This is a genomic window from Ruminococcus sp. D54t1_190329_F1 (assembly GCF_015551645.1).
Taxonomy (GTDB): domain Bacteria; phylum Bacillota; class Clostridia; order Lachnospirales; family Lachnospiraceae; genus Blautia_A; species Blautia_A faecis.
Map to the genome: position 1 here is coordinate 117,263 of NZ_JADNDC010000005.1, position 19,101 is coordinate 136,363.

18 protein-coding genes, 2 tRNA genes and 1 pseudogene are annotated in these 19,101 nt (G+C 45.0%); 4 read left to right on the top strand and 17 right to left on the bottom strand.

Annotation, left to right across the window (positions count from 1 at the left end; translation table 11 throughout):
* Positions 1 to 2: 2 nt before the first annotated feature.
* The gene (locus I2D69_RS03455) at positions 3 to 1,013 is read right to left on the bottom strand and encodes a deoxyguanosinetriphosphate triphosphohydrolase (protein ID WP_148462392.1); all 1,011 of its coding nucleotides are present in this window, start codon (positions 1,011 to 1,013) and stop codon (positions 3 to 5) included.
* A gap of 211 nt (positions 1,014 to 1,224) precedes the next feature.
* Between I2D69_RS03455 and I2D69_RS03460 the strand changes: the two genes are divergently transcribed.
* Both I2D69_RS03460 and I2D69_RS03465 read left to right on the top strand, forming a co-directional pair.
* Positions 1,225 to 1,309, top strand: a tRNA-Leu gene (locus I2D69_RS03460).
* Positions 1,310 to 1,375: 66 nt separating this feature from the next.
* Positions 1,376 to 1,460, top strand: a tRNA-Leu gene (locus I2D69_RS03465).
* An 84-nt stretch (positions 1,461 to 1,544) separates the two neighbouring features.
* Here I2D69_RS03465 and I2D69_RS03470 read toward each other — a convergent pair.
* Together I2D69_RS03470 and I2D69_RS20725 are read right to left on the bottom strand one after the other, a co-directional pair.
* Entirely contained in the window at positions 1,545 to 3,476 is a 1,932-nt protein-coding gene (locus I2D69_RS03470; RefSeq protein WP_195379404.1) for a hypothetical protein, read from the bottom strand.
* Positions 3,477 to 3,574: 98 nt separating this feature from the next.
* Positions 3,575 to 3,721 (bottom strand): DUF6783 domain-containing protein, encoded by a 147-nt coding sequence (locus I2D69_RS20725; RefSeq protein ID WP_313721430.1) that lies wholly within the window; start codon positions 3,719 to 3,721, stop codon positions 3,575 to 3,577.
* On the opposite strand from I2D69_RS20725, the pseudogene I2D69_RS20730 reads away from it, so the two are divergent.
* Positions 3,659 to 3,799 (top strand): annotated as a pseudogene (locus I2D69_RS20730) (DUF6783 domain-containing protein); the annotation flags it as partial. The gene I2D69_RS20725 and the pseudogene I2D69_RS20730 overlap by 63 nt on opposite strands.
* Before the next feature lie 27 nt (positions 3,800 to 3,826).
* On the opposite strand, the gene I2D69_RS03475 reads toward I2D69_RS20730, so the two are convergent.
* Positions 3,827 to 4,969: a ComEC/Rec2 family competence protein gene (locus I2D69_RS03475; RefSeq protein ID WP_195379405.1), complete on the bottom strand. Its 1,143-nt coding sequence runs from the start codon at positions 4,967 to 4,969 to the stop codon at positions 3,827 to 3,829.
* 158 nt (positions 4,970 to 5,127) lie between these two features.
* Here I2D69_RS03475 and I2D69_RS03480 point away from each other — a divergent pair, with 158 nt between their 5' ends.
* On the top strand, positions 5,128 to 6,402 hold the full coding sequence (locus I2D69_RS03480) for a peptidoglycan-binding domain-containing protein (protein ID WP_118578722.1): 1,275 nt from the start codon (positions 5,128 to 5,130) through the stop codon (positions 6,400 to 6,402).
* Between the two features lie 111 nt (positions 6,403 to 6,513).
* Here I2D69_RS03480 and I2D69_RS03485 read toward each other — a convergent pair whose 3' ends face one another.
* The 13 genes from I2D69_RS03485 to secG form a co-directional block, all read right to left on the bottom strand.
* Positions 6,514 to 7,596, bottom strand: a complete 1,083-nt coding sequence (locus tag I2D69_RS03485; RefSeq protein ID WP_331464903.1) for a nitronate monooxygenase family protein — start codon at positions 7,594 to 7,596, stop codon at positions 6,514 to 6,516.
* Between the two features lie 100 nt (positions 7,597 to 7,696).
* Positions 7,697 to 7,906 carry a hypothetical protein gene (locus I2D69_RS03490; protein WP_195379407.1) on the bottom strand — a complete coding sequence of 70 codons (210 nt, stop codon included), beginning with the start codon at positions 7,904 to 7,906 and terminating at the stop codon, positions 7,697 to 7,699.
* Positions 7,907 to 7,950: 44 nt separating this feature from the next.
* Positions 7,951 to 9,237, bottom strand: coding sequence for an RIP metalloprotease RseP (gene rseP / locus I2D69_RS03495; RefSeq protein ID WP_195379408.1), 1,287 nt, complete (start codon positions 9,235 to 9,237; stop codon positions 7,951 to 7,953).
* Position 9,238: 1 nt separating this feature from the next.
* Entirely contained in the window at positions 9,239 to 10,381 is a 1,143-nt protein-coding gene (gene dxr, locus I2D69_RS03500; protein ID WP_195379409.1) for a 1-deoxy-D-xylulose-5-phosphate reductoisomerase, read from the bottom strand.
* A 92-nt stretch (positions 10,382 to 10,473) separates the two neighbouring features.
* Positions 10,474 to 11,268, bottom strand: coding sequence for a phosphatidate cytidylyltransferase (locus tag I2D69_RS03505; RefSeq protein WP_173772597.1), 795 nt, complete (start codon positions 11,266 to 11,268; stop codon positions 10,474 to 10,476).
* A gap of 1 nt (position 11,269) precedes the next feature.
* Positions 11,270 to 11,977 (bottom strand): isoprenyl transferase, encoded by a 708-nt coding sequence (locus tag I2D69_RS03510; RefSeq protein ID WP_118578732.1) that lies wholly within the window; start codon positions 11,975 to 11,977, stop codon positions 11,270 to 11,272.
* 182 nt (positions 11,978 to 12,159) lie between these two features.
* Positions 12,160 to 12,714, bottom strand: coding sequence for a ribosome recycling factor (gene frr / locus I2D69_RS03515; RefSeq protein WP_118578734.1), 555 nt, complete (start codon positions 12,712 to 12,714; stop codon positions 12,160 to 12,162).
* A 67-nt stretch (positions 12,715 to 12,781) separates the two neighbouring features.
* Positions 12,782 to 13,483 carry a UMP kinase gene (gene pyrH, locus I2D69_RS03520; RefSeq protein ID WP_330589389.1) on the bottom strand — a complete coding sequence of 234 codons (702 nt, stop codon included), beginning with the start codon at positions 13,481 to 13,483 and terminating at the stop codon, positions 12,782 to 12,784.
* Positions 13,484 to 13,516: 33 nt separating this feature from the next.
* Positions 13,517 to 14,488 carry a hypothetical protein gene (locus I2D69_RS03525; protein WP_173716364.1) on the bottom strand — a complete coding sequence of 324 codons (972 nt, stop codon included), beginning with the start codon at positions 14,486 to 14,488 and terminating at the stop codon, positions 13,517 to 13,519.
* A 348-nt stretch (positions 14,489 to 14,836) separates the two neighbouring features.
* On the bottom strand, positions 14,837 to 15,385 hold the full coding sequence (locus I2D69_RS03530; protein ID WP_313721381.1) for an acyl-CoA thioesterase: 549 nt from the start codon (positions 15,383 to 15,385) through the stop codon (positions 14,837 to 14,839).
* 179 nt (positions 15,386 to 15,564) lie between these two features.
* Entirely contained in the window at positions 15,565 to 16,035 is a 471-nt protein-coding gene (smpB, locus tag I2D69_RS03535; RefSeq protein WP_173716365.1) for an SsrA-binding protein SmpB, read from the bottom strand.
* 126 nt (positions 16,036 to 16,161) lie between these two features.
* A complete protein-coding gene (gene rnr, locus I2D69_RS03540; RefSeq protein WP_227199157.1) occupies positions 16,162 to 18,606 on the bottom strand; it encodes a ribonuclease R in 2,445 nt (814 codons plus the stop codon).
* 197 nt (positions 18,607 to 18,803) lie between these two features.
* On the bottom strand, positions 18,804 to 19,040 hold the full coding sequence (gene secG / locus I2D69_RS03545; protein WP_118578738.1) for a preprotein translocase subunit SecG: 237 nt from the start codon (positions 19,038 to 19,040) through the stop codon (positions 18,804 to 18,806).
* Between the last annotated feature and the right edge of the window lie 61 nt (positions 19,041 to 19,101).

The following is a 19,101-nucleotide window of genomic DNA, read 5'->3' on the forward strand; positions in this document are numbered from 1 at the left end:
TTCTAATAAACCTCCCAAGCTCTTGGTATGAAAATCTCCTTGAATTTCTTCATGGAATACTGATCCGTCATTCCTGACAGCCAGTCACATACCGCCCGGTCTTTTGGAACTCCCTTTTTCTCAATAAGAGCAACGTACTCCCTGGACATTGCTTCCGGGTGATCTATGTAATAGGCGTATAGTTCTGTCAGCATTTTGATTGCCTTGGATTCTTCCCGCTTCGCGATGGGATTCAGATATACTTTCTGGAACATCTCTGATCGAAGATCCATGAGTGCCTGCTCTACAGGAGCCGACATCTGAATGGAAGGCTGGTCAATGCTGTGCTCAATCACATCATGTACAAAGGTATTCAGCCTTTCTCTTGTGGTCTGTCCAAGAAACTCCCTGAGACTGGCAGAAATATCATTCTCTGTAATGATCCCAGCTCTCTGGGCATCGTCCATATCATGATGAACATAGGCGATCTTATCAGAAAAGCGGACTACCTGTCCCTCCAAAGTGGACGGATGACCGCTGGTACGGTGATTCAGGATTCCGTCTCTTGTCTCCCAGGTAAGATTCAGTCCGTCTCCGTTCTTCTCCAGTACTTCCACCACGCGGACGCTCTGACGGTAGTGGGCAAAGCCCTCAGGATGAACGGTATTAAGTGCGGTCTCTCCTGAATGTCCGAAAGGCGTGTGACCAAGGTCATGTCCCAGTGCAATCGCCTCCACAAGATCCTCATTCAGGCGAAGTGCCTTGGCTATAGTACGTGCGATCTGGGATACCTCCAGAGTGTGCGTCAGCCGGTTCCTGTAATGATCTCCTTCCGGAGCCAGAAAAACCTGAGTCTTATCTTTCATCCTGCGAAAAGCCTTGCTATGCAGGATCCTGTCCCGGTCTCTCTGGTAAACTGTCCGGACGTCACACTCTTCTTCCTCCCGGTCTCTTCCTCTGGAACGTCCACTGTATGCGGCATAGGGACTCAGCAGTTCCAGTTCTCTTTCTTCCATGCTCTCTCTGATATTCATATATCTTCTATCCTCCAAAGACTGACAGGTACGCCGATAATCTTCCTCCTATTAATTATATTCTACACAAAATTTCAAATTCCTCTTTTTTTCAAAAAAAACTTGAATTTTTTTAATTTTTTTCAAAAAATGTGTTGACAATCATATACCCCTTTGTTATACTAATATCCGTCGCAGCGAGAAAGAAACCTTTCTCCGAGAAACGCGATATGCGGAAGTGTCGGAACTGGCAGACGAGCAAGACTAAGGATCTTGTGAGCATTGCGCTCGTGTGGGTTCAAGTCCCATCTTCCGCATGACTATTTAATAGTCACTATTTCATATTTTATCGCGCAGAGGTTTTTTCTCTATGAATGCGATATGCGGAAGTGTCGGAACTGGCAGACGAGCAAGACTAAGGATCTTGTAAGCATTGCGCTTGTGTGGGTTCAAGTCCCATCTTCCGCATTTTTTATTGCTCAAAAACATTAAAGACCTGCAAACCATCCGTTTTGCAGGCCCTTTTTTTATTACCGATTTACTTTTGTCATTCTATTTCGGAAGTTCTGTCACTGTCTCCAGCTTAAATCCTTCCCACATATCAGCAGAAATATTCCATTCTCTTAAATCTGTAACGATCTTATGATAGAACGCCTGTCCGCCACGCACAATATCATAGGTGCGGGCATCGCCTCTTGCCTCAAGGTGACGGCCAAAGCTACAGTTGGTTACATCCTCCGGACCATAGTCGTCCACATCTCCGCCCGGCCAGAAAATATAAAGCCTTGGGATATCATCAATCTGGCGAAGATCAATTCCTGCAAGTTTCAGAAATTTCTTTCCAACAGACTCATGCGCCGTAAATACATGAGAATATCGCCATACAGTCCTTGTAAAATCAGATACACGGAACTGGCCAAGCCAATCCTCATCCATCATTCCGTCTGCAGTCTCTCTTGAGACAATCACAACAACAGGGAATAAACGCCCCGAATCTTTCAACGCTGCAATAAGATTCCCAAACATATCCTCTCGCAAAATACGTCTTCTGTTAGAACATTCGATTCCATTTACAATTCCGATATTGTCAACAATCGTCTTATAATATCCAGGATAACTGAAAAAAGTTACTCCTGGGTCCTGGATGGTGTGTTCTCTCTCCGGCTGTGCATATCCATTGCAAACCTTCAGAATCACTTCTTCCTGACGCGACACTTCAAGTCCTGCTTCTGAATACCAGATTCTGCCGCCCACTTCCATATCCATATGTCTTACATGCATATTCAGCCGATGATTGTCCGGATCATAATTCACAGCTACATGATAAGCCAGAATGTCAGCATGATAAGTACTGGTCTTCTGTGGCATTTCCTTAAACAGACCGCCATATTTCCCCACGATCCAGCCATATATCGCATCTGCTGCCTGCTGGAAAATCTCTGCAGCAGATGCCGTTTTCTCTTCCTTCAGACGACTTCCATCCACCTGTGTGCACATCTGGAATACGTTGTGGCGGATAAGAGGCTTCATCTCATAATGCCAGGATTCTCCAAGGCTCTCCTCGCGGCCATCATTATAAACATCACGTTCCTTAAAAATAGCGGTCAGACGACTGTCATGGAACTGACTGTCGTTTAACAGAGCAATAATCGTATTTACATTGATCGGTACCTTGCGGCTGCGGTGAAGCAGCTGGTCTACCAGTGTCTGCTTGCTGGTCTTATAAATACGCTTGGCCAGGTTCTCCACCTGCTGGTCACAATCCTCATCCAGAAGCTTCGCCACCTCAGGATAAAGCTGTCCCTCTCCCAGCTTCAGACGGAAATGGCTCTTGATCATATCACTCCATCTGCCTGATTTATAAAGGGAATGTCCCAGATCCTCAAACAGGGTAACCATGGATTTATCACAAAGCTCCAAAGTTGCCAGAATACTGTTAAAGTATCTGGAAAAGCCCTTGTAATTCTTCCACAGTTCCTCTCCTTTATAGCGCATATCGTGCTCGATCTCATGCCAGCCCTCGAAAAACATGGTCTTAATCTGAATCTCGAAGGTATCATCAATATACATATCCCAGGTCTCTGTTGAAATTTCTGATCGCAAATATTCCGGAAGACGGCACACGCCGTTTAATTTCGTAGGTTTGAACTCCTCCTCGCTTCTTTCCGAAGTGGACCAGCCAATCACATCAAAGGTATTTTCCACAATATTCTGGCAGATTTCTACATCATCATCAAAATACAGGTTAATACGGACACCTACCAGGTCCTGCAGTTTCTTATTCTCCGCGCCATAATCTTTCAGAGCAAATTTATGAGCCATAGAAGAAGCTGTCTTGATTCTGGAAAAGCATCTGTAATACAGACCGCATTGTTCCAGGCGATCACTGATAATGCGCTTCAGATCCTGCTCCACGATAGCCGGAACCTTTACCTTCGCAGCCAGTTCCTCCTTTGTATAAATTACTCTTTTCTGTTCACTCACTAATTTTACACCACCAATTTATTTATAACTGCCGGAGCCCTCACGGATTACGGTCCGAAAACTACACAGTTATTATATTTTATATTCCGTACGTTCTACTAAGCATACACTTTAGAGCGTGTTTGAAAAATCATTCCCGCAATCTGCACGCCCCACTTTGCGGTATATTTTGCCCGAATTCGGTTGCCGTAGCCCGCTACGGCGCCCTCATTCGGGCAAAATCTCCCACAAATTGTGACGCACATCTTGCAGAAAGCCTTTTTCAAACACGCTCTAGTATACCAGAATTTCCCCAAATAAAAAAGGGATATTCCGAAATATAATGGAAAATTTCGGTTAAATATATATAATCAAAAGCACTTCTTACAAGCTTCATATCCTTGAGCCTCAGCCTGTGAGACTGGCTCCTGATATGCCTTATCCGGATTCATATTTCCACAGTCAGGAATACTGTGATATTTACTTCCTGTAGCAGATATCCATACCATTTCCTCCTGACTGTCATCTGCTGCAGCAATCTGTTCTGACTTTTCTGATGCTGCAGCTACATCAGTTCCGCTATTATCTTCAGCTGTAAATCCATTCTCCCCTTCACTTTGCCCAGCTGTTTCTCCATCACCTGAAGTATAATCATTGCAAGGATCTGCACTCCAGGTAATAGCACTTCCATCCGAAGAAGCTACAATGGTTCCCTGTTCATCAGAGCGATATACCTGAATTCCCATATCTGACAGTTTTTCCATGGTATCCGCATGCGGATGACCATACATATTTCCTGCGCCGCAGCTGATCACTGCAAATTCCGGAACTGCAGCCTGAAGAAAATCCCAGCTTGTGGATGTAGCAGATCCATGATGGCCCACACTTAACACGTCGCAGCTCAGATCAAGCCCGGAATTCACCATATCTGCCTCACAGTTAAAATCTGCATCCCCGGTAAAAACGAAACTGTTTTCTCCATTCGTCAGCTTAATTGCCACCGAATTAGCATTACTCTCTTTGCTGATTTCCTTTGGTGAAAGAATTGTAAATTCTCCCGAGCCAAATGTATACTCTGCCCCCACTGCCGGATGCTGTACTTCAAGCCCATGTGCTGCCACTGCATCCATAAAAGAGCCATAAAGGGAAGAATCATGGATATAATCTGCTCCAATCACATTGTCCACCTGAAATGCATTCAGACATCCAATCAGTCCGCTCACATGATCCTCATCGTAATGGGATGAAATCAGATAATCAATTTCTGACACATTCTGCTCCTGCAAATAGGACACCACATAGCTGGACGCGCTTCTTGGACCACCATCATACAGCAGATTCTGTCCCTCTGACTGCACCAGAATGGATAATCCCTGTCCCACATCCAGGAAATGCACAGTCATACTGCCGCCAGATGCCAGAACCTTTTCCCCACTTCCAGGGAATACGATTCCTGCCATAAGCAGAATAAGCGTTAAAAGATAGCCTGCAATTTGTTTTCTTAAGTGTTTCATTTTATTCCTTCTTTCGTTTTTTTCACCGTAGGCACCGCTGTCCTGCTGCCTCTTTACTATTATAATATATTCTCATCCCCACAAACATCCCTGAATTATGTTTTCACAATTGCATTTTTAGCATATAATACCTGGAAGAGCATTTTATGAGGTCGTCCATGTATTACAGAAAAGCCTTATGTGCACAGCAGGAAAATGTAGACCAGGGTACCTTACAGATAACGGTCCATTCAAAAACAGACAACCGCCCTGTGGAAAATGCACTGGTCCGTATTTCTTATACAGGTGATCCAAACAGTGTCATTGAAGAAGTCCGCACGGATTCTTCCGGCAACACCCCTGTCCTTCAATTAAAAACGCCTCCTCTGGAATACAGCCTGAATGCTTCCGAGGAGGCGCAGCCTTATGCAGAATATTCCATGCAGATCAAAGCCGAGGATTTTCACCAGGAGGAAATCGCAGGTACAGAAGTCTTGCCTGCGGTTCTGGCCAAACAGCCTGTCCTTCTGAATCCCAGGCAAGACACTGTTTCGGAAAACAGAATTGTCATTCCTCCCCATACACTTTTCTATGAATATCCACCAAAAATACAGGAATCTGAAATTAAACCAGTACACGAAACTGGCGAAATTGTTCTAAGCAAGGTCGTAATTCCGGAATACATTGTAGTGCACGATGGGCCTGTAGGTGATAACTCCGCCTCTAATTATTATGTCCGCTACCGCGACTATATCAAAAATGTAGCAAGCAGCGAAATCTATGCCACCTGGCCTGACGACACTATCCGCGCCAACATCCTGGCAATTATGTCCTTTACCCTAAACCGGGTATACACGGAGTGGTACCGCAATAAAGGGAAAGACTACACCATCACCTCCTCCACCGCCTACGACCACAAATGGATCCGCGGACGAAACATTTTTGACTCCATCGACCGCATTGTAGACGAACTTTTCGAGAATTATCTATCCCGTCCTAACGTCCGTCAGCCAATTCTTACCCAGTACTGCGACGGAGAGCGGGTGCAGTGCCGGGACAGAGGATGGATGACACAGTGGGGAAGCAAGCGGCTTGGAGACCAGGGATATTCTGCTATTGAAATCCTACGGTATTTCTATGGAAACGATATGTATATCAATGTGGCAGAAGAAGTCTCCGGGATTCCTTCCTCCTGGCCAGGATATGACCTGGATATTGGTGCTTCCGGCAGCAAAGTACTCCAGCTTCAGGAACAGCTAAATGCTATCAGCCAGGCCTACCCTGCTCTTCCAAAAGTAAATCCGGACGGAATCTATGGTGCCCAGACTCAGGCCTCTGTCCGCAAATTCCAGAATATTTTCGGTCTTCCGGAAACCGGAATCGTAGATTATACCACCTGGTACAAAATTCAGGAAATTTACGTAGGCGTCACCCGGATTGCAGAATTACAATAAACACAATATGGCGGGATTTTCTCTCCCGCCATAAAATTCTAATCTAAACCTTATAATCTAAACGGACATGCCGTTTGTCAGCAACATCACCATATAGGAACCGCCTAACCATCAGCCTTCTGCCAATTCCTGCATCAATTCATGCACTGAAGTAATTTTGTCAATCCTTCCAACATTTGCCCCACAGAACATCAATCCATTCTCTACATCTCCCTCCACCGCATCGATCAATGCCTTGGTAATGCAGTACGGTACCTGTCCTGGATTACATTTTTCCAGGCAGTTATAGCACTTCTTTACTGGAATCCGTCCATTCTCTACCAGTTTCATAAAAGGATTGCAAAGCGCCCTTCCAGGCATTCCTACAGGGCTCTGGATAATCTGCACATCCTCTTTCCTTGCATTTACATACGCCTGTTTATACCTTTCATCGGCATCGCATTCCTTTGTCGCCACAAACCGGCTTGCGATCTGCACACCATCTGCCCCAAGTGCCATAGCATGATCAATATCTTTCCGGTCAAAAATTCCGCCAGCAACTACCACTGGAATTTCCCGGCCAAACTTTTCCTCATATTCCTTTTTACATGCAATAATATCCCGAATTTCCTGGTCAAAATCCATCTCATCCCTGTGAGCCAGCTGATCCCTGGAAAATCCCAGGTGTCCTCCTGCCTCCGGTCCTTCCACTACGATCAGATCTGCAGTCCGGTTATATCGATGTGCCCACATTTTCAGAATCAGATTTGCTGCCCTTTTTGAAGAAACAATAGGCGCAATCTTTGTTCTGCAAAACTCCGGTACCAGCTCTGGCAGATTCATGGGAAGTCCTGCGCCACTGATGATCACATCTGCACCACATTCCACAGCTTCCTTTACATGCTCTTTATAATGTTTCAGCGCTACCATAATATTAACACCGACCAGCCCTTTTCCCTTGGCAATCTCCCTTGCCTTCCATATGTGCTTTCTTATTGCCTTCAGATTGCATCCCGCCTGGTCTTTCTCAAAGCCAGCCTCATCATATCCAATCTGAGCTGTGGAAATAACTCCCACTCCTCCTTCTGCTGCCACCGCGCCAGCCAGGGAGCTACGGCTCACTCCCACGCCCATTCCCCCTTGAATAATAGGAAGTTCTGCCACCTTATCTCCAATTTTCAAACATCTCAAACTGCTTTTGTATTCTCTATCCAAAACAATATCCTCCATGCTTTAATTTAGTTTGATTTTAAAACTATTTTAGTATAAAGCATTATTGTTTTTATGTCAAGTTTTACTTTTATTCGACACTTTATTATGTAGTTTTTATTACTACATATTCGGAAGTTTTCCATATAAAAAGGAATCCCCTTGCAAGATTTGCCGCCTGCAGCAGACCATCCCCCTCATCTGCATTTCCGTTATTTCCTCTCACTGCCTGGAAAAGCTTTTTGGGGTAATAGGAATTTGCTGCAGAATCGTCTGCTGCATCAAAAAAGGCTATGCATATCCGTTTGATACACATAGCCTTCGCTTTCATTTTTTTACAGCTTTTTCATTTCAAAAAGATTAAAAAATCTTCAAAATATCATTATACATAACTACAACCATCAAAAGCATCAACACCATCAAACCTGCAAAATGAACCATGCCCTCAATCTGTCTGTTCACCGGTTTTCTCCGGATAGCCTCGATAATCAGAAATACAAGCCGGCCACCATCCAGTGCAGGAAGCGGAAGCAGGTTCATAACACCAAGGTTTGCAGATAAAAGAGCTGCCATATACAGCATATTTACCCAGATTGTCAGCATGCCCTCACTCTTACTTGCCTCATAGGTGCTGCCAATTGCATCAACTACGCCAACCGGACCGCTTAAATCCTTTACGCCCAGTCCGCCGGTAAGAAGCTCTTTCAGGCTGAGTAAGGTAGAGCGGATCATATATTTTACTTCCAGTGTTCCATACTTCAGCACTTCAAATCCATGTGTCTTCGTGTACGCCAGATTATAAGAAAAATCAAGCACTGCTGTGCGGGACTCCGATGGAGTTACCTCAGCGTTGTATTCCAGGCCATCACGCTCATAAGTAATGGTCACAGGCTCACTTGTGAGAGGATGCTCTGCAAGATATGCAGTATAATCGTCCGAACTCTCCAGTCTGGTACCATTAATGGAAGTGATCACGTCCCCAGGCTCCACACCAGTTTCAGATAAGCCCATTCCCGGAATCAGGGATGCCACCTCAAGAGAATCGGTACTCTTTCTGTTAAAGCCAAGAAGGTATCTCACCTGTACGTCTGGTTTGAAGGCCAACTCCACATCTTTGCCATTCCTCTCCACAATCATATGAATGGTCTCATCCTCCTGTGGATTATTCAGATACATATACAGATAAAGATCTCTTGCCAGATCAATATGATACCCCTGATATTCTTTGATAATATCCCCTTCCTGAAGACCAGCTTCAGCCACAGTAGAACCACTCTCCACCTGCGTAACCTCTGCCGGGTCATAGCCCACCAGCGTAACAATGAGCACTGCAAACACAAAGGCCAGGATAAAGTTAAATACCGGTCCTGCTGCAACTGTAGCGATTCTTCCCCACACTGGTGCACCATTGAAAGTCCCCTTGGACTCATCCTCCATATCTTCTCCCAACATGGCACAGGAACCGCCAAGAGGCAAAAGCTTCAGAGAATACCTGGTTCCATTCTTCTCTGTGCTAAGCAGCCTTGGTCCCATTCCAAGGGAAAACTCCGTTACTACGATCTTATTTTTCTTTGCAAGAAGGAAATGCCCCAGCTCATGAAAAAGAATGATCGCACTGAAAATCAATAATGCCAGAATAATCTTCAACCTACCACCTGCTTTCAATCCATTTATAAGTCTCGTCTTCTACTGCCAGTATCTCCTCTAGCTCCGGATTCCGGATCACTGTATGTCTTTCCATAGACTGTGCAATAATGTCGTAAATATCCAGAAAGCCGATTTTTTCCTGTAAAAACTTCTTCACAGCCAGCTCATTTGCTGCGTTAAACACAGTAGGCATACTGCCTCCTTTTCTTGCAGCATCCATAGCCATTGGAAGCCCCAGGAATGTGTCCATATCCGGATCTTCAAAAGTAATCTCTTTCAATTTATGGAAATCCAGTCTCTCTCCATCCAGATATCTGCGTTCCGGATAATAGAGTGCGTACTGGATTGGAAGCCGCATATCCGGAGTTCCAAGCTGCGCCATAACCGCACCATCTTTAAACTCTACCATCGAATGGATAATGCTCTTTGGCTGGACAACAACCTGAATATGATCCAGATCCACATCAAACAGCCATCTGGCTTCCATAACTTCCAGACCTTTATTTACCAGGGTTGCAGAATCTACTGTGATCTTCTGTCCCATTACCCAGTTCGGGTGCTTCAGGGTATCCGCAAGCGTCACATGTTCCAGTTCTTCTCTTTTTCTCCCACGGAAGGGACCACCGGAAGCTGTGATCAGAAGCTTCTCAACCTGCGCCTGCTTTTCCCCATGAAGAACCTGGAAAATAGCACTGTGCTCACTGTCTACCGGAAGGATCTGAACTCCATGCTCTTTTGCCATGGGAATGATCAGATGACCTGCTGTTACCAATGTTTCTTTGTTTGCAAGGGCAATGTCCTTGCCCGCCTTGATTCCCTCCATTGTAGGACGGATTCCAATCATTCCCACAACAGCGGTAACCAGAATATCTGTCTGAGGCATACGTGCAAGCTCCAGAAGTCCCTCCATGCCAGACACAATTTTTACATCCATATCTGAAAGGCGGACAGCCAGATCCTTTGCCGCATTTTCATCCCACACTGCAATCAGCTGAGGATGAAACTCTCTTGCCTGTTCTTCCAGCATTTTCACATTTCTTCCTGCACTGATTCCCAGCACCTCTATATCGCCGTTAGCTCTCACTACATCCAGGGTCTGTGTACCGATGGAACCAGTTGAGCCTAAAATTGCAATTTTCTTCATTTGAAATTCCTCTCAGTCCATTTCAGGGACAAATCACATCTTATCATTTCCACATTTCTTATTCCTTTATGCTTCCCGCTGCCAATCCGGAATCAGATTCCCAGCACAAGCTTCGCCAGGAAATAAATAGCCGGAGCTGTAAAGATCACACTGTCAAATCTGTCCAGGATTCCACCGTGTCCCGGGATCAGTTTGCCATAGTCCTTGATTCCCTGATTTCTCTTAATAGCAGAAGCAGCCAGGTCTCCAACCATGGAGATCAGTGCTCCGACTGCACAAATCAGCGCATACTCTGCAATCTTTCCGCCAGTTGCTGCTGCATAAATTGCGCCCAGAAGCGCAGCGCCTGCCACGCCGCCTACTCCACCTTCTACTGATTTCTTCGGGCTGAGGATTGGTGCCATTTTGTGCCTGCCGATCAGCATTCCCACACAATATGCGCAGGTATCGCATCCCCAGGAGCATAAAAAGATCAGCCATACCAGAAATTTTCCATCTGGAAGGTTCCGGGTAAGATAAATAAAGGAGAGCATCACAGCCACGTATACCACCCCAAAGAACGCCGGCATCACCTGTTCTGCTTTGAACTTGGGATAAGTAAATACGTAAACGAACATAAACATCATGAACGAAATGATCACGCCCATCATTCCATATTTTTCAAAATCCAGCGACATCAGCACATAGTAGATCACAGCTCCAAGATAGCCTGCAATTTCCAGGGCATTAAAATGGTCTTCCCGAACCTTCATAACCTTATAAAGCTCCTGCATTCCGATCAGAGAGATCCCAAGTAGTGTAAAAAACAGCACATAACCTCCACTGATAATAGTCAGAAGCGCAACTGCGACCAGCACAATACCGCTTAAAAGACGTGTTTTAAACATCTTACTCCTCCTTCACACCGCCATATCTTCTGTCTCTTTGATTATATTTCTCAATAGCCTGTACTAATTCTGCTTTATGGAAATCCGGCCATGCCACGTCTGTAAAATAAAATTCCGTATAAGCCAGCTGCCACATAAGGAAATTGGAAAGTCTCTGTTCGCCGCTGGTGCGTATCAGAAGATCCGGATCCGGCACTCCTGCAGTATCCAGGTAGCTTCCAATCGTATCCTCTGTGATCTGATCCGGAGAAACTTTTCCATCCGCCACATCCTGTGCCATCTTTCGCATTCCTCTTGTAATCTCATCGCGGCTTCCATAATTCATGGCGATCTGGAAGTACAGCTCATCATAATCCTTGGAAAACTCCTCCAGTTTACGGATGCTTTCCTGAATATCCGGTGCAAAAGCAGAGATATCGCCGATAATTTTGATTTTCATCTTATTATCCCGGGATATCTTGATACATTTCTTCAGATAACTGCGGAACAGCTTCATAAGCCCGTCCACTTCTTCTCTGGAGCGTTTCCAGTTCTCCGTGGAAAAAGCATATACTGTCAGATATTTCACGCCCAGATCTTTAATATCATAGCAGACCTGCTCCAGATTGGCGCAGCCCTTAACATGTCCATAGCCACGAGGCAGTCCCTTTGCCTTTGCCCAGCGGCCATTGCCGTCCAGAATAATGGCAATATGATTGGGTACGTTCATATTTTTCTCCTTGTATTTTGTTTTTCTTTTTTCGTTATAAGCGTTCAGATTATTCGTACAATTTCATACAAAAGGGCAGAAAAGAGCTCTTTTTAAAGAGCTCTTTTTGCGGTTTCTTTATAAAAGGATCCTGTTTTGCAGATCTTTAGTCCAAACAGCTCTGCGCTTCAGGTAATATGCCCTTATACAGTCATAATCTCCTTACCTTTTGCTTCTACTGCAGCATCTACATCCTTGATGTATTTGTCTGTAAGCTTCTGAACTTTGTCCTCTAACTCTTTGATCTCGTCCTCAGATACATCCTCTTCTTTTTTCAGCTTCTTGTATGCATCGTTGGCATCACGGCGGATGTTGCGGACAGCAACCTTAGCTGCTTCGCCTTTTTTCTTAACATCTTTAACCAGATCTTTACGGCGTTCCTCAGTAAGCTCCGGGAAAACAAGACGGATTACTTTTCCATCGTTATTCGGGTTCAGACCAAGATCAGAAGTAAGGATTGCTTTCTCAATTCCCTTGATCAGGCTGGATTCCCATGGCTGGATCTGGATCATACGAGCTTCCGGAACTGTGATATTTGCCACCTGCTGAATCGGTGTAGGGCTTCCGTAGTAATCTACTGTCAGCTTGTCAAGGATATGCGGATTGGCACGTCCTGCACGGATAGTAGTCAGCTCTGCTTCTAAGCTGCCCAATGTCTTTTTCATTTTCTCTTCATACTTCTGAATTCTTTCATCCATAAAATTAATCTCCCTCTTTATGATTTTCTGCCGGTAGCAGTATTATCCTATTTTCTGCGCAACGCGCTTATACAGTAACCTTTGTTCCGGAAAATTTTCCGTGAACAGTGTTGATAATGCTGTTCTCCTCATCAAGAGCAAATACCATCATCGGCATTTTCTGCTCCAGACACATAATAGAAGCTGTAAGATCCATGGCTGCAAGCTTCTTGTCAACAACTTCCTGAATAGAGATCTCATCATACTTCACAGCGTCAGGATTTACCTTCGGATCGCTGTCATAAATACCATCAACTGCCTTCGCCAGAAGAATCGCATCGGCCTCGATCTCAACTGCACGAAGAACCGTAGCTGTATCAGTAGAGAAGTACGGATGTCCTGTACCACCTGCAAAGAATACCAGCTTGCCCTGTGCAAAGCTCTCTTCTACGCTGTCCTTGGAATACAGTTTGGTAAATGCACCACATACAAATGGTGTATAAATCTCAGTCTTCATACCTGTATATCTGCAAAGGTCAGATACATAAATACAGTTCATAATGGTAGCAAGCATACCGATCTGGTCTGCCTTGTTGCGGTCTATCGTCTCACTGGTACGTCCTCTCCAGAAGTTTCCACCGCCGATCACAATGCCGATCTGTACTCCTTCATCAGAAATTGCCTTGATCTGCTTCGCTACTGCAAGAACAGTCGCCTCGTCAAATCCTGTTTTCTTCGGTCCGGCAAGAGCCTCACCGCTTAATTTTAATAAAACTCTTTTCATTTCCATGCTTTTATCCTGCCTTATTTTTATTCTTTTATTTTACCATACTCCGGCAACAACCTCATTTCCGCTGTCATCAACAGTGGTAGAAACTGTGAAAGAGTCATAATAATGATATCCTGTCTCTCCTGTCTCCGGCTCGTTCTCATAATCACTTCCGTTAGCCTCTCCCAGTGCTGCAACCAGACTGGAAAGCGGCTGTCCGATATACTGTTTCGCCTTATCTGCACTGGAATCATCCGGTGCAGTATTACTGCCGCCATTATTATCCGGGGTACTTGTAGGCTGCGGTGCAGATGTAGGTGCAGCAGTGGAATCTGACTGCTGCGGCGCAGATGTAGGCGTTGGTGCTGTATCCGTTTCCTGAGAATCATCCTCAGAACTGTCTTCGCTGTCATCAAGACCAAGACGCGCCATCACTTCACTCAGGGTAGAAGTTTCTGTCTTACTCGTTCCTGTCAGATAAGTAGCATAAGGAATTCCATCCTCAGCAGTTCCATCCATATGAAGAGTGATCTTTGAAATTGTCTTCAGCGGAAGCTTACGGAAATAGCAGTCTGTATAATCCTCGTCCTCATACGTGATCCGGATGTCATAGTTTGTCACCGCATTTCCATCTGCATCCTTCTCGTCCGGCTCATAATAGTAAAGAGCCTTGTCGCCATCATTCAAAGTAAACAATCCGTTGATCAGCTCTGTGCCCCAGTCATCATCGTCATCCGTAGTCGGACGAATGTAAAGTCCCTTCACAGCAGCTCCGGTACCGTTCACAAGAATCAGCTTGGAAGCTGTGGAAGTCTTATCACCAATCACATTCTTGATATCTGCATCGTCAGATTTCTGCATCTCTACCAGGGAACTGTCATCGCTTGAAGCTGTATCTGTATTCTCAGCCGGAGCCACGGTTACCTGGCCATCCTTACCTGTATCTTCAGTCTGTTTCTTACCACATCCGGCTGCTGCCAAAGCAGTGACCAAAAGTGCTGCAAGAATCACATAACGTTTTTTCATAATCTATATTCCTCCCACAAAATGGAATTAAACTCCTCTAATATCCACTTTTTGTTCTCCATTATTATTACAGAGTATGACAGACTTGTCAACCGAACGCGGGATGATTTCATACAATTTTTAAACTTTTCGTTACTGTTCACTCCATTCACAGTAACACGCTTCGCGATGCACAGAAATCATGCTTTGCACGATTTCGCGCCGCAACTCTCGGGTTTCTTTTCCCCATTCTCTCTGGTGCCTTCACCGGGAAGGAAGATCCTGCGTACTTCTTCTGTGAACAAAAAGAGCCAGGGACAGTTTTCTCTATCTCTGACTCAAATAGTTTTTGACAACATGTCTTAATGTTTAAAACCCGGCGTCTCTTCGCTCTTTACGCATATCCCTGCGGAGCAGAGCTGCCTCATGGCGTCCTTTCTCAGCTTCTGTGTGGATAATAAGGCCGGGGATTCGGGTAGGACGCTCATCCTTATCCACAGCTACCATCACAGAAAAAGCACGGTTAACCAGGTAACGCATTCCATCCCCGCGCTCCACATAGGAATCAATTTCCACTTCCATGGAGGTATTTCCCACATAGGTCACATAGCCGATCATCACAAGGATCTCGCCCTCGTAAACGGGCTCCTTAAACTGCAGATTGTCCACAGCTGCAGTTGTGACACGGTAAGTTCCGCAATGACGCATGGCAACCACGCCGGACACCTCATCCACCCACTGCATCAGCATTCCTCCAAACAATCTGCCGCCGGCATTTAAGTGCTGGTGCATGATCAGATGAACCTGCTCCGTTCTGGAATCCTCTACGGTTTTCATCAGGCGGTTTTCTTTTGTTGTTTCCTTTGTTTCCTTTGTTTCCTTTGTTTCCTGTGTTTTCTCTTTTGTTTTCTCTTCCATAGCTAACCTCTTTTTACTGTTTTCATGCTGCCTGTGCAGCGAATATTAAATAAATACCATATTGACCTGTCTGACTTTTTATTTATTGCATCTTCACAGCTGATTCCCTATAAATGTTTAACAGAAATTTACGAAAGCCGGGAATTTTTCATCATAAAAATTCCCAGCTCCCATTATTTTTAATATAAATTCTTCACCTTGAAATCACGCTCTGCTTCTCGTCTCTGATCTTTCTTTGCAATATCTTGACGTTTGTCATACAGTTTCTTACCTCTTGCCATGCCAATTTCCACCTTCACAAGGCTGTTCTTGAAATAGACCTTAATCGGCACAAGGGTAAGGCCTTTTTCCTTCAGTTTGGCTTCCATCTTGTTGATCTCACTGCGGTGAAGGAGAAGTTTACGGATACGAAGGGGATCTTTATTGAAAATATTGCCTTTTTCGTATGGACTGATGTTCATCCCATAGATGTAAACCTCCCCATTCTGAATCCGCACAAAAGATTCCTTGACGCTGCATTTTCCCATACGCAGGGATTTTACTTCTGTTCCTGCCAGGGCAATTCCCGCCTCATAAGTGTCTTCTATAAAATAATCGTGAAATGCCTTTTTATTATTTGCAATCAGTTTGATTCCTGGTTTCTTTGCCATAAGTTCCTCCCTATATGGATTTCCGCCTGCAGGCGGGCGCTCAAAACAAAGGGTTGCTGTTCTAGAGCGTGGTTTCTATGCATCGCAAAGCGTGTTTTTGATCGCAGAATGAACAGTAACTTCTAATTACCACTCTTGATCCTCTGCCAGAACAAAATCCACAGTCTTCAGCATGGTATCTGCGTCCGCAACTCTCACACGCACCTTCTGTCCCAGTGCAAACACCTTGTGTGTCACATCGCCGATCAACTCGTAAGCATCCTGATCAAAGGTGTAGTAATCATCCCTCAGTGTATTTACATGAACCAGTCCCTCTACCGTATTTGGAAGTTCCACATAGAAGCCCCAGCCAGTAACACCTGAAATGATTCCTTCAAATTCTTCCCCAATATGGTAAGACATATATTCTGCTTTTTTCAGCTTGTCAGATTCTCTCTCTGCTTCGTCCGCCCGGCGCTCACACACACTGGACTGGCGTGCCACATCTTCCAGAATCTCTTTATAATGCTCTGTTTTTCCCTCTCTTTCCAGACGTCCCCGAAGCTTATCCTTAATGATCCTGTGAATCTGAAGATCCGGATAACGACGGATTGGAGAAGTAAAATGGCAGTAATATTTCGCTGCAAGTCCAAAATGGCCGCTGCATTCTGTAGTATACTTCGCCTGTTTCATGGTTCGAAGAGTAAGGCGGCTGATCTGTGGCTCGTTTGGAAGTCCCTCAATGCTCTCCAGAATAGTCTGGATCTCCTTCGGGGTAATCTCCTGTCCATGCTTCTGCACCGGCACTCCCTGATTATGAAGAAGTGTGAGAAGGCTCTCCACTTTCTCGGGATCCGGAGTCTCATGGGTACGGTAAACAAACGGCATATCATCCCTGCAGCACTCCTCTGCCACAGTCTCATTTGCCATAAGCATGAAATCCTCAATGATCCTTGTTGCCACATTTGCCTCATATGGCTTAATGTCAATGGCTCTTCCTGCTGCATTTAAGATAATCTTGCTCTCCGGAAAATCAAAATCAATGGAGCCTCTGTGATGGCGGTTTCCACGAAGGATTTCAGAAAGCTCTTTCATCAGGAAAAACATGGGAACAAGTTTTTCATAGCGTTTCTTTGCCTCTTCGTCAGTATCCTCCAGAATGTTTTTCACATCTGTATAATTCATTCTCTCATCTACACAGATCACAGTCTCTGCAATCTTATGGGAAATCATATTTCCTTTTTTATCAATATCCATAAGACAGCTTAAAGTAAGACGATCCTGCCCCTGGTTCAGAGAACAGATTCCGTTGGAAAGCCGTACCGGGAGCATGGGAATTACGCGGTCTGCCAGATATACACTGGTTCCCCGCTTCAACGCCTCACGGTCAAGGGCGCTTCCACCCTGTACATAATTGCTTACATCTGCAATGTGAACACCAAGATGATAGATGCCATTCTCCTTTGTCAAAGTAACTGCATCATCCAGATCCTTGGCGTCTTCTCCGTCGATGGTGACGGTCTGAAGATGGCGAAGATCCAGTCGGCCATCCCTGTCAGCATCCAGAACATGATCCGGCACACGGTCAGCCTGACGGATTACTTTATCCGGAAATTCGCTTGGAATGCCAAAGCTTTTTACAATGGCAAGGATATCTGTTCCAGGTGCACGGCAGCTTCCCAGATTCTCTACGATCTTACCTTCCGGATTGCGATTCTTGCTTCCGTAGCTGGTGATTTCCACCACTACCTTATCCCCGTCCTTAATTCCCTGGGAATCTTTTCTCGGAATAAATACATCCCTGGAAAATTTAGGGTTGTCACTTACCACAAAACCAAAGTCACGGCTGTTCTCGTAGGTTCCCACGATCTGGGTCATACCTCTTTCCAGAACTTTTACTACAATTCCCTCGCGGCGTTTGCCTTCCTGCGGCTCTTTTGTGATTATAACACGAACCTTATCCTGGTGCATAGCCGTTCCGGTACAATCTTCCGAAATAAATACGTCGTTGTCTTCCCCCTCGATTTCCACGAATCCAAAGCCCTTGGGATGACCGATAAAGGTGCCTTCCACAGATGGACTGTCCGGATATTCGTTCTCCAGACGGGCAAGGCGGAATTCCGGGTCATCATCCTCGCAGCGTCTGCCGTGTTTCCTATCGTCGTACTTATCTTTTCCCCTGCTGTAATGATCGTCGGACTTGCGGTGATCATACTTTCCAGCCTGCTTATCATTATATTTCTTATCGGAATGCTTCTCATCTTTCTTCCCGGTACGTCTCTCGGAGCCTTCTTCTGTATATTTCCCGGAACGTTTACCCGAAAACTTCTCGTCACGTTCTTCTCTTTTTCCTCGCTGCTTCTCTTTCCCGCGCTTTCTTCCAGTTACTTTGGAATAACGTCCCTTGGAATCCAGGTCAACCTTTCCCTCTGCTACCAGATCATCCAGAACACGGTACAGATCCTTCTTCTCGTCCTTTGAAAGGCGCAGAAGACCTGCAATTTCCCTGAAACGCATAGGCTGGTACACCGGGTCTCCAAGAAGCTCCATCATAAATTTTTTTCGTTTGTCAAATTCTCTGTCTTTACTCAATTTGTCTCCTTCTTAATACCTGCACACGCAAGCTGCTCTATTAAAATCGCACGCACAGACTGTAATTATCACAAAACTTTTCTACCATCTTTCCATAATTTCCTATTATCAGGAAAGAATCCTGCAAAGCAGGATTTTCCGCTTACATAAAAAACACTCTTGCGATCAGATCAACAAGAGTGTTTCCCAGTTTATTCTTAGAAATTCAGGTTCAATACAACTGCCAGTACAAAGAACAAAACTCCCATAACTGTAGTTGCCTTAACAAGACCGCCCTCCATGGAACGTCCTTTGTTCTTACCCCAGTATGTGTCTGCAGCTCCGGCGATCGCACCAAGACCCTGTGACTTACCTTCCTGCATAAGGACTACTACGGTAAGGGCAATACAATCTATAACAAAAAGAATTGTTAAAATCGTTCTTAAAATCTGCACGTGGTTACACCTCCTAATCAACTAGGAGATATTGTACCATAGCCAGCATTTGATTTCAACT

What these genes read in the sequence shown, in the direction of transcription:
- I2D69_RS03455 (WP_148462392.1), bottom strand. Translation starts at nt 1,013, where the DNA reads ATGAATATCAGAGAGAGCATGGAAGAAAGAGAACTGGAACTGCTGAGT.
- I2D69_RS20725 (WP_313721430.1), bottom strand. Translation starts at nt 3,721, where the DNA reads ATGTGCGTCACAATTTGTGGGAGATTTTGCCCGAATGAGGGCGCCGTA.
- I2D69_RS03475 (WP_195379405.1), bottom strand. Translation starts at nt 4,969, where the DNA reads ATGAAACACTTAAGAAAACAAATTGCAGGCTATCTTTTAACGCTTATT.
- I2D69_RS03480 (WP_118578722.1), top strand. Translation starts at nt 5,128, where the DNA reads ATGTATTACAGAAAAGCCTTATGTGCACAGCAGGAAAATGTAGACCAG.
- I2D69_RS03490 (WP_195379407.1), bottom strand. Translation starts at nt 7,906, where the DNA reads ATGTGTATCAAACGGATATGCATAGCCTTTTTTGATGCAGCAGACGAT.
- dxr (WP_195379409.1), bottom strand. Translation starts at nt 10,381, where the DNA reads ATGAAGAAAATTGCAATTTTAGGCTCAACTGGTTCCATCGGTACACAG.
- I2D69_RS03505 (WP_173772597.1), bottom strand. Translation starts at nt 11,268, where the DNA reads ATGTTTAAAACACGTCTTTTAAGCGGTATTGTGCTGGTCGCAGTTGCG.
- I2D69_RS03510 (WP_118578732.1), bottom strand. Translation starts at nt 11,977, where the DNA reads ATGAACGTACCCAATCATATTGCCATTATTCTGGACGGCAATGGCCGC.
- frr (WP_118578734.1), bottom strand. Translation starts at nt 12,714, where the DNA reads ATGGATGAAAGAATTCAGAAGTATGAAGAGAAAATGAAAAAGACATTG.
- pyrH (WP_330589389.1), bottom strand. Translation starts at nt 13,483, where the DNA reads ATGGAAATGAAAAGAGTTTTATTAAAATTAAGCGGTGAGGCTCTTGCC.
- I2D69_RS03525 (WP_173716364.1), bottom strand. Translation starts at nt 14,488, where the DNA reads ATGAAAAAACGTTATGTGATTCTTGCAGCACTTTTGGTCACTGCTTTG.
- I2D69_RS03530 (WP_313721381.1), bottom strand. Translation starts at nt 15,385, where the DNA reads ATGGAAGAGAAAACAAAAGAGAAAACACAGGAAACAAAGGAAACAAAG.
- smpB (WP_173716365.1), bottom strand. Translation starts at nt 16,035, where the DNA reads ATGGCAAAGAAACCAGGAATCAAACTGATTGCAAATAATAAAAAGGCA.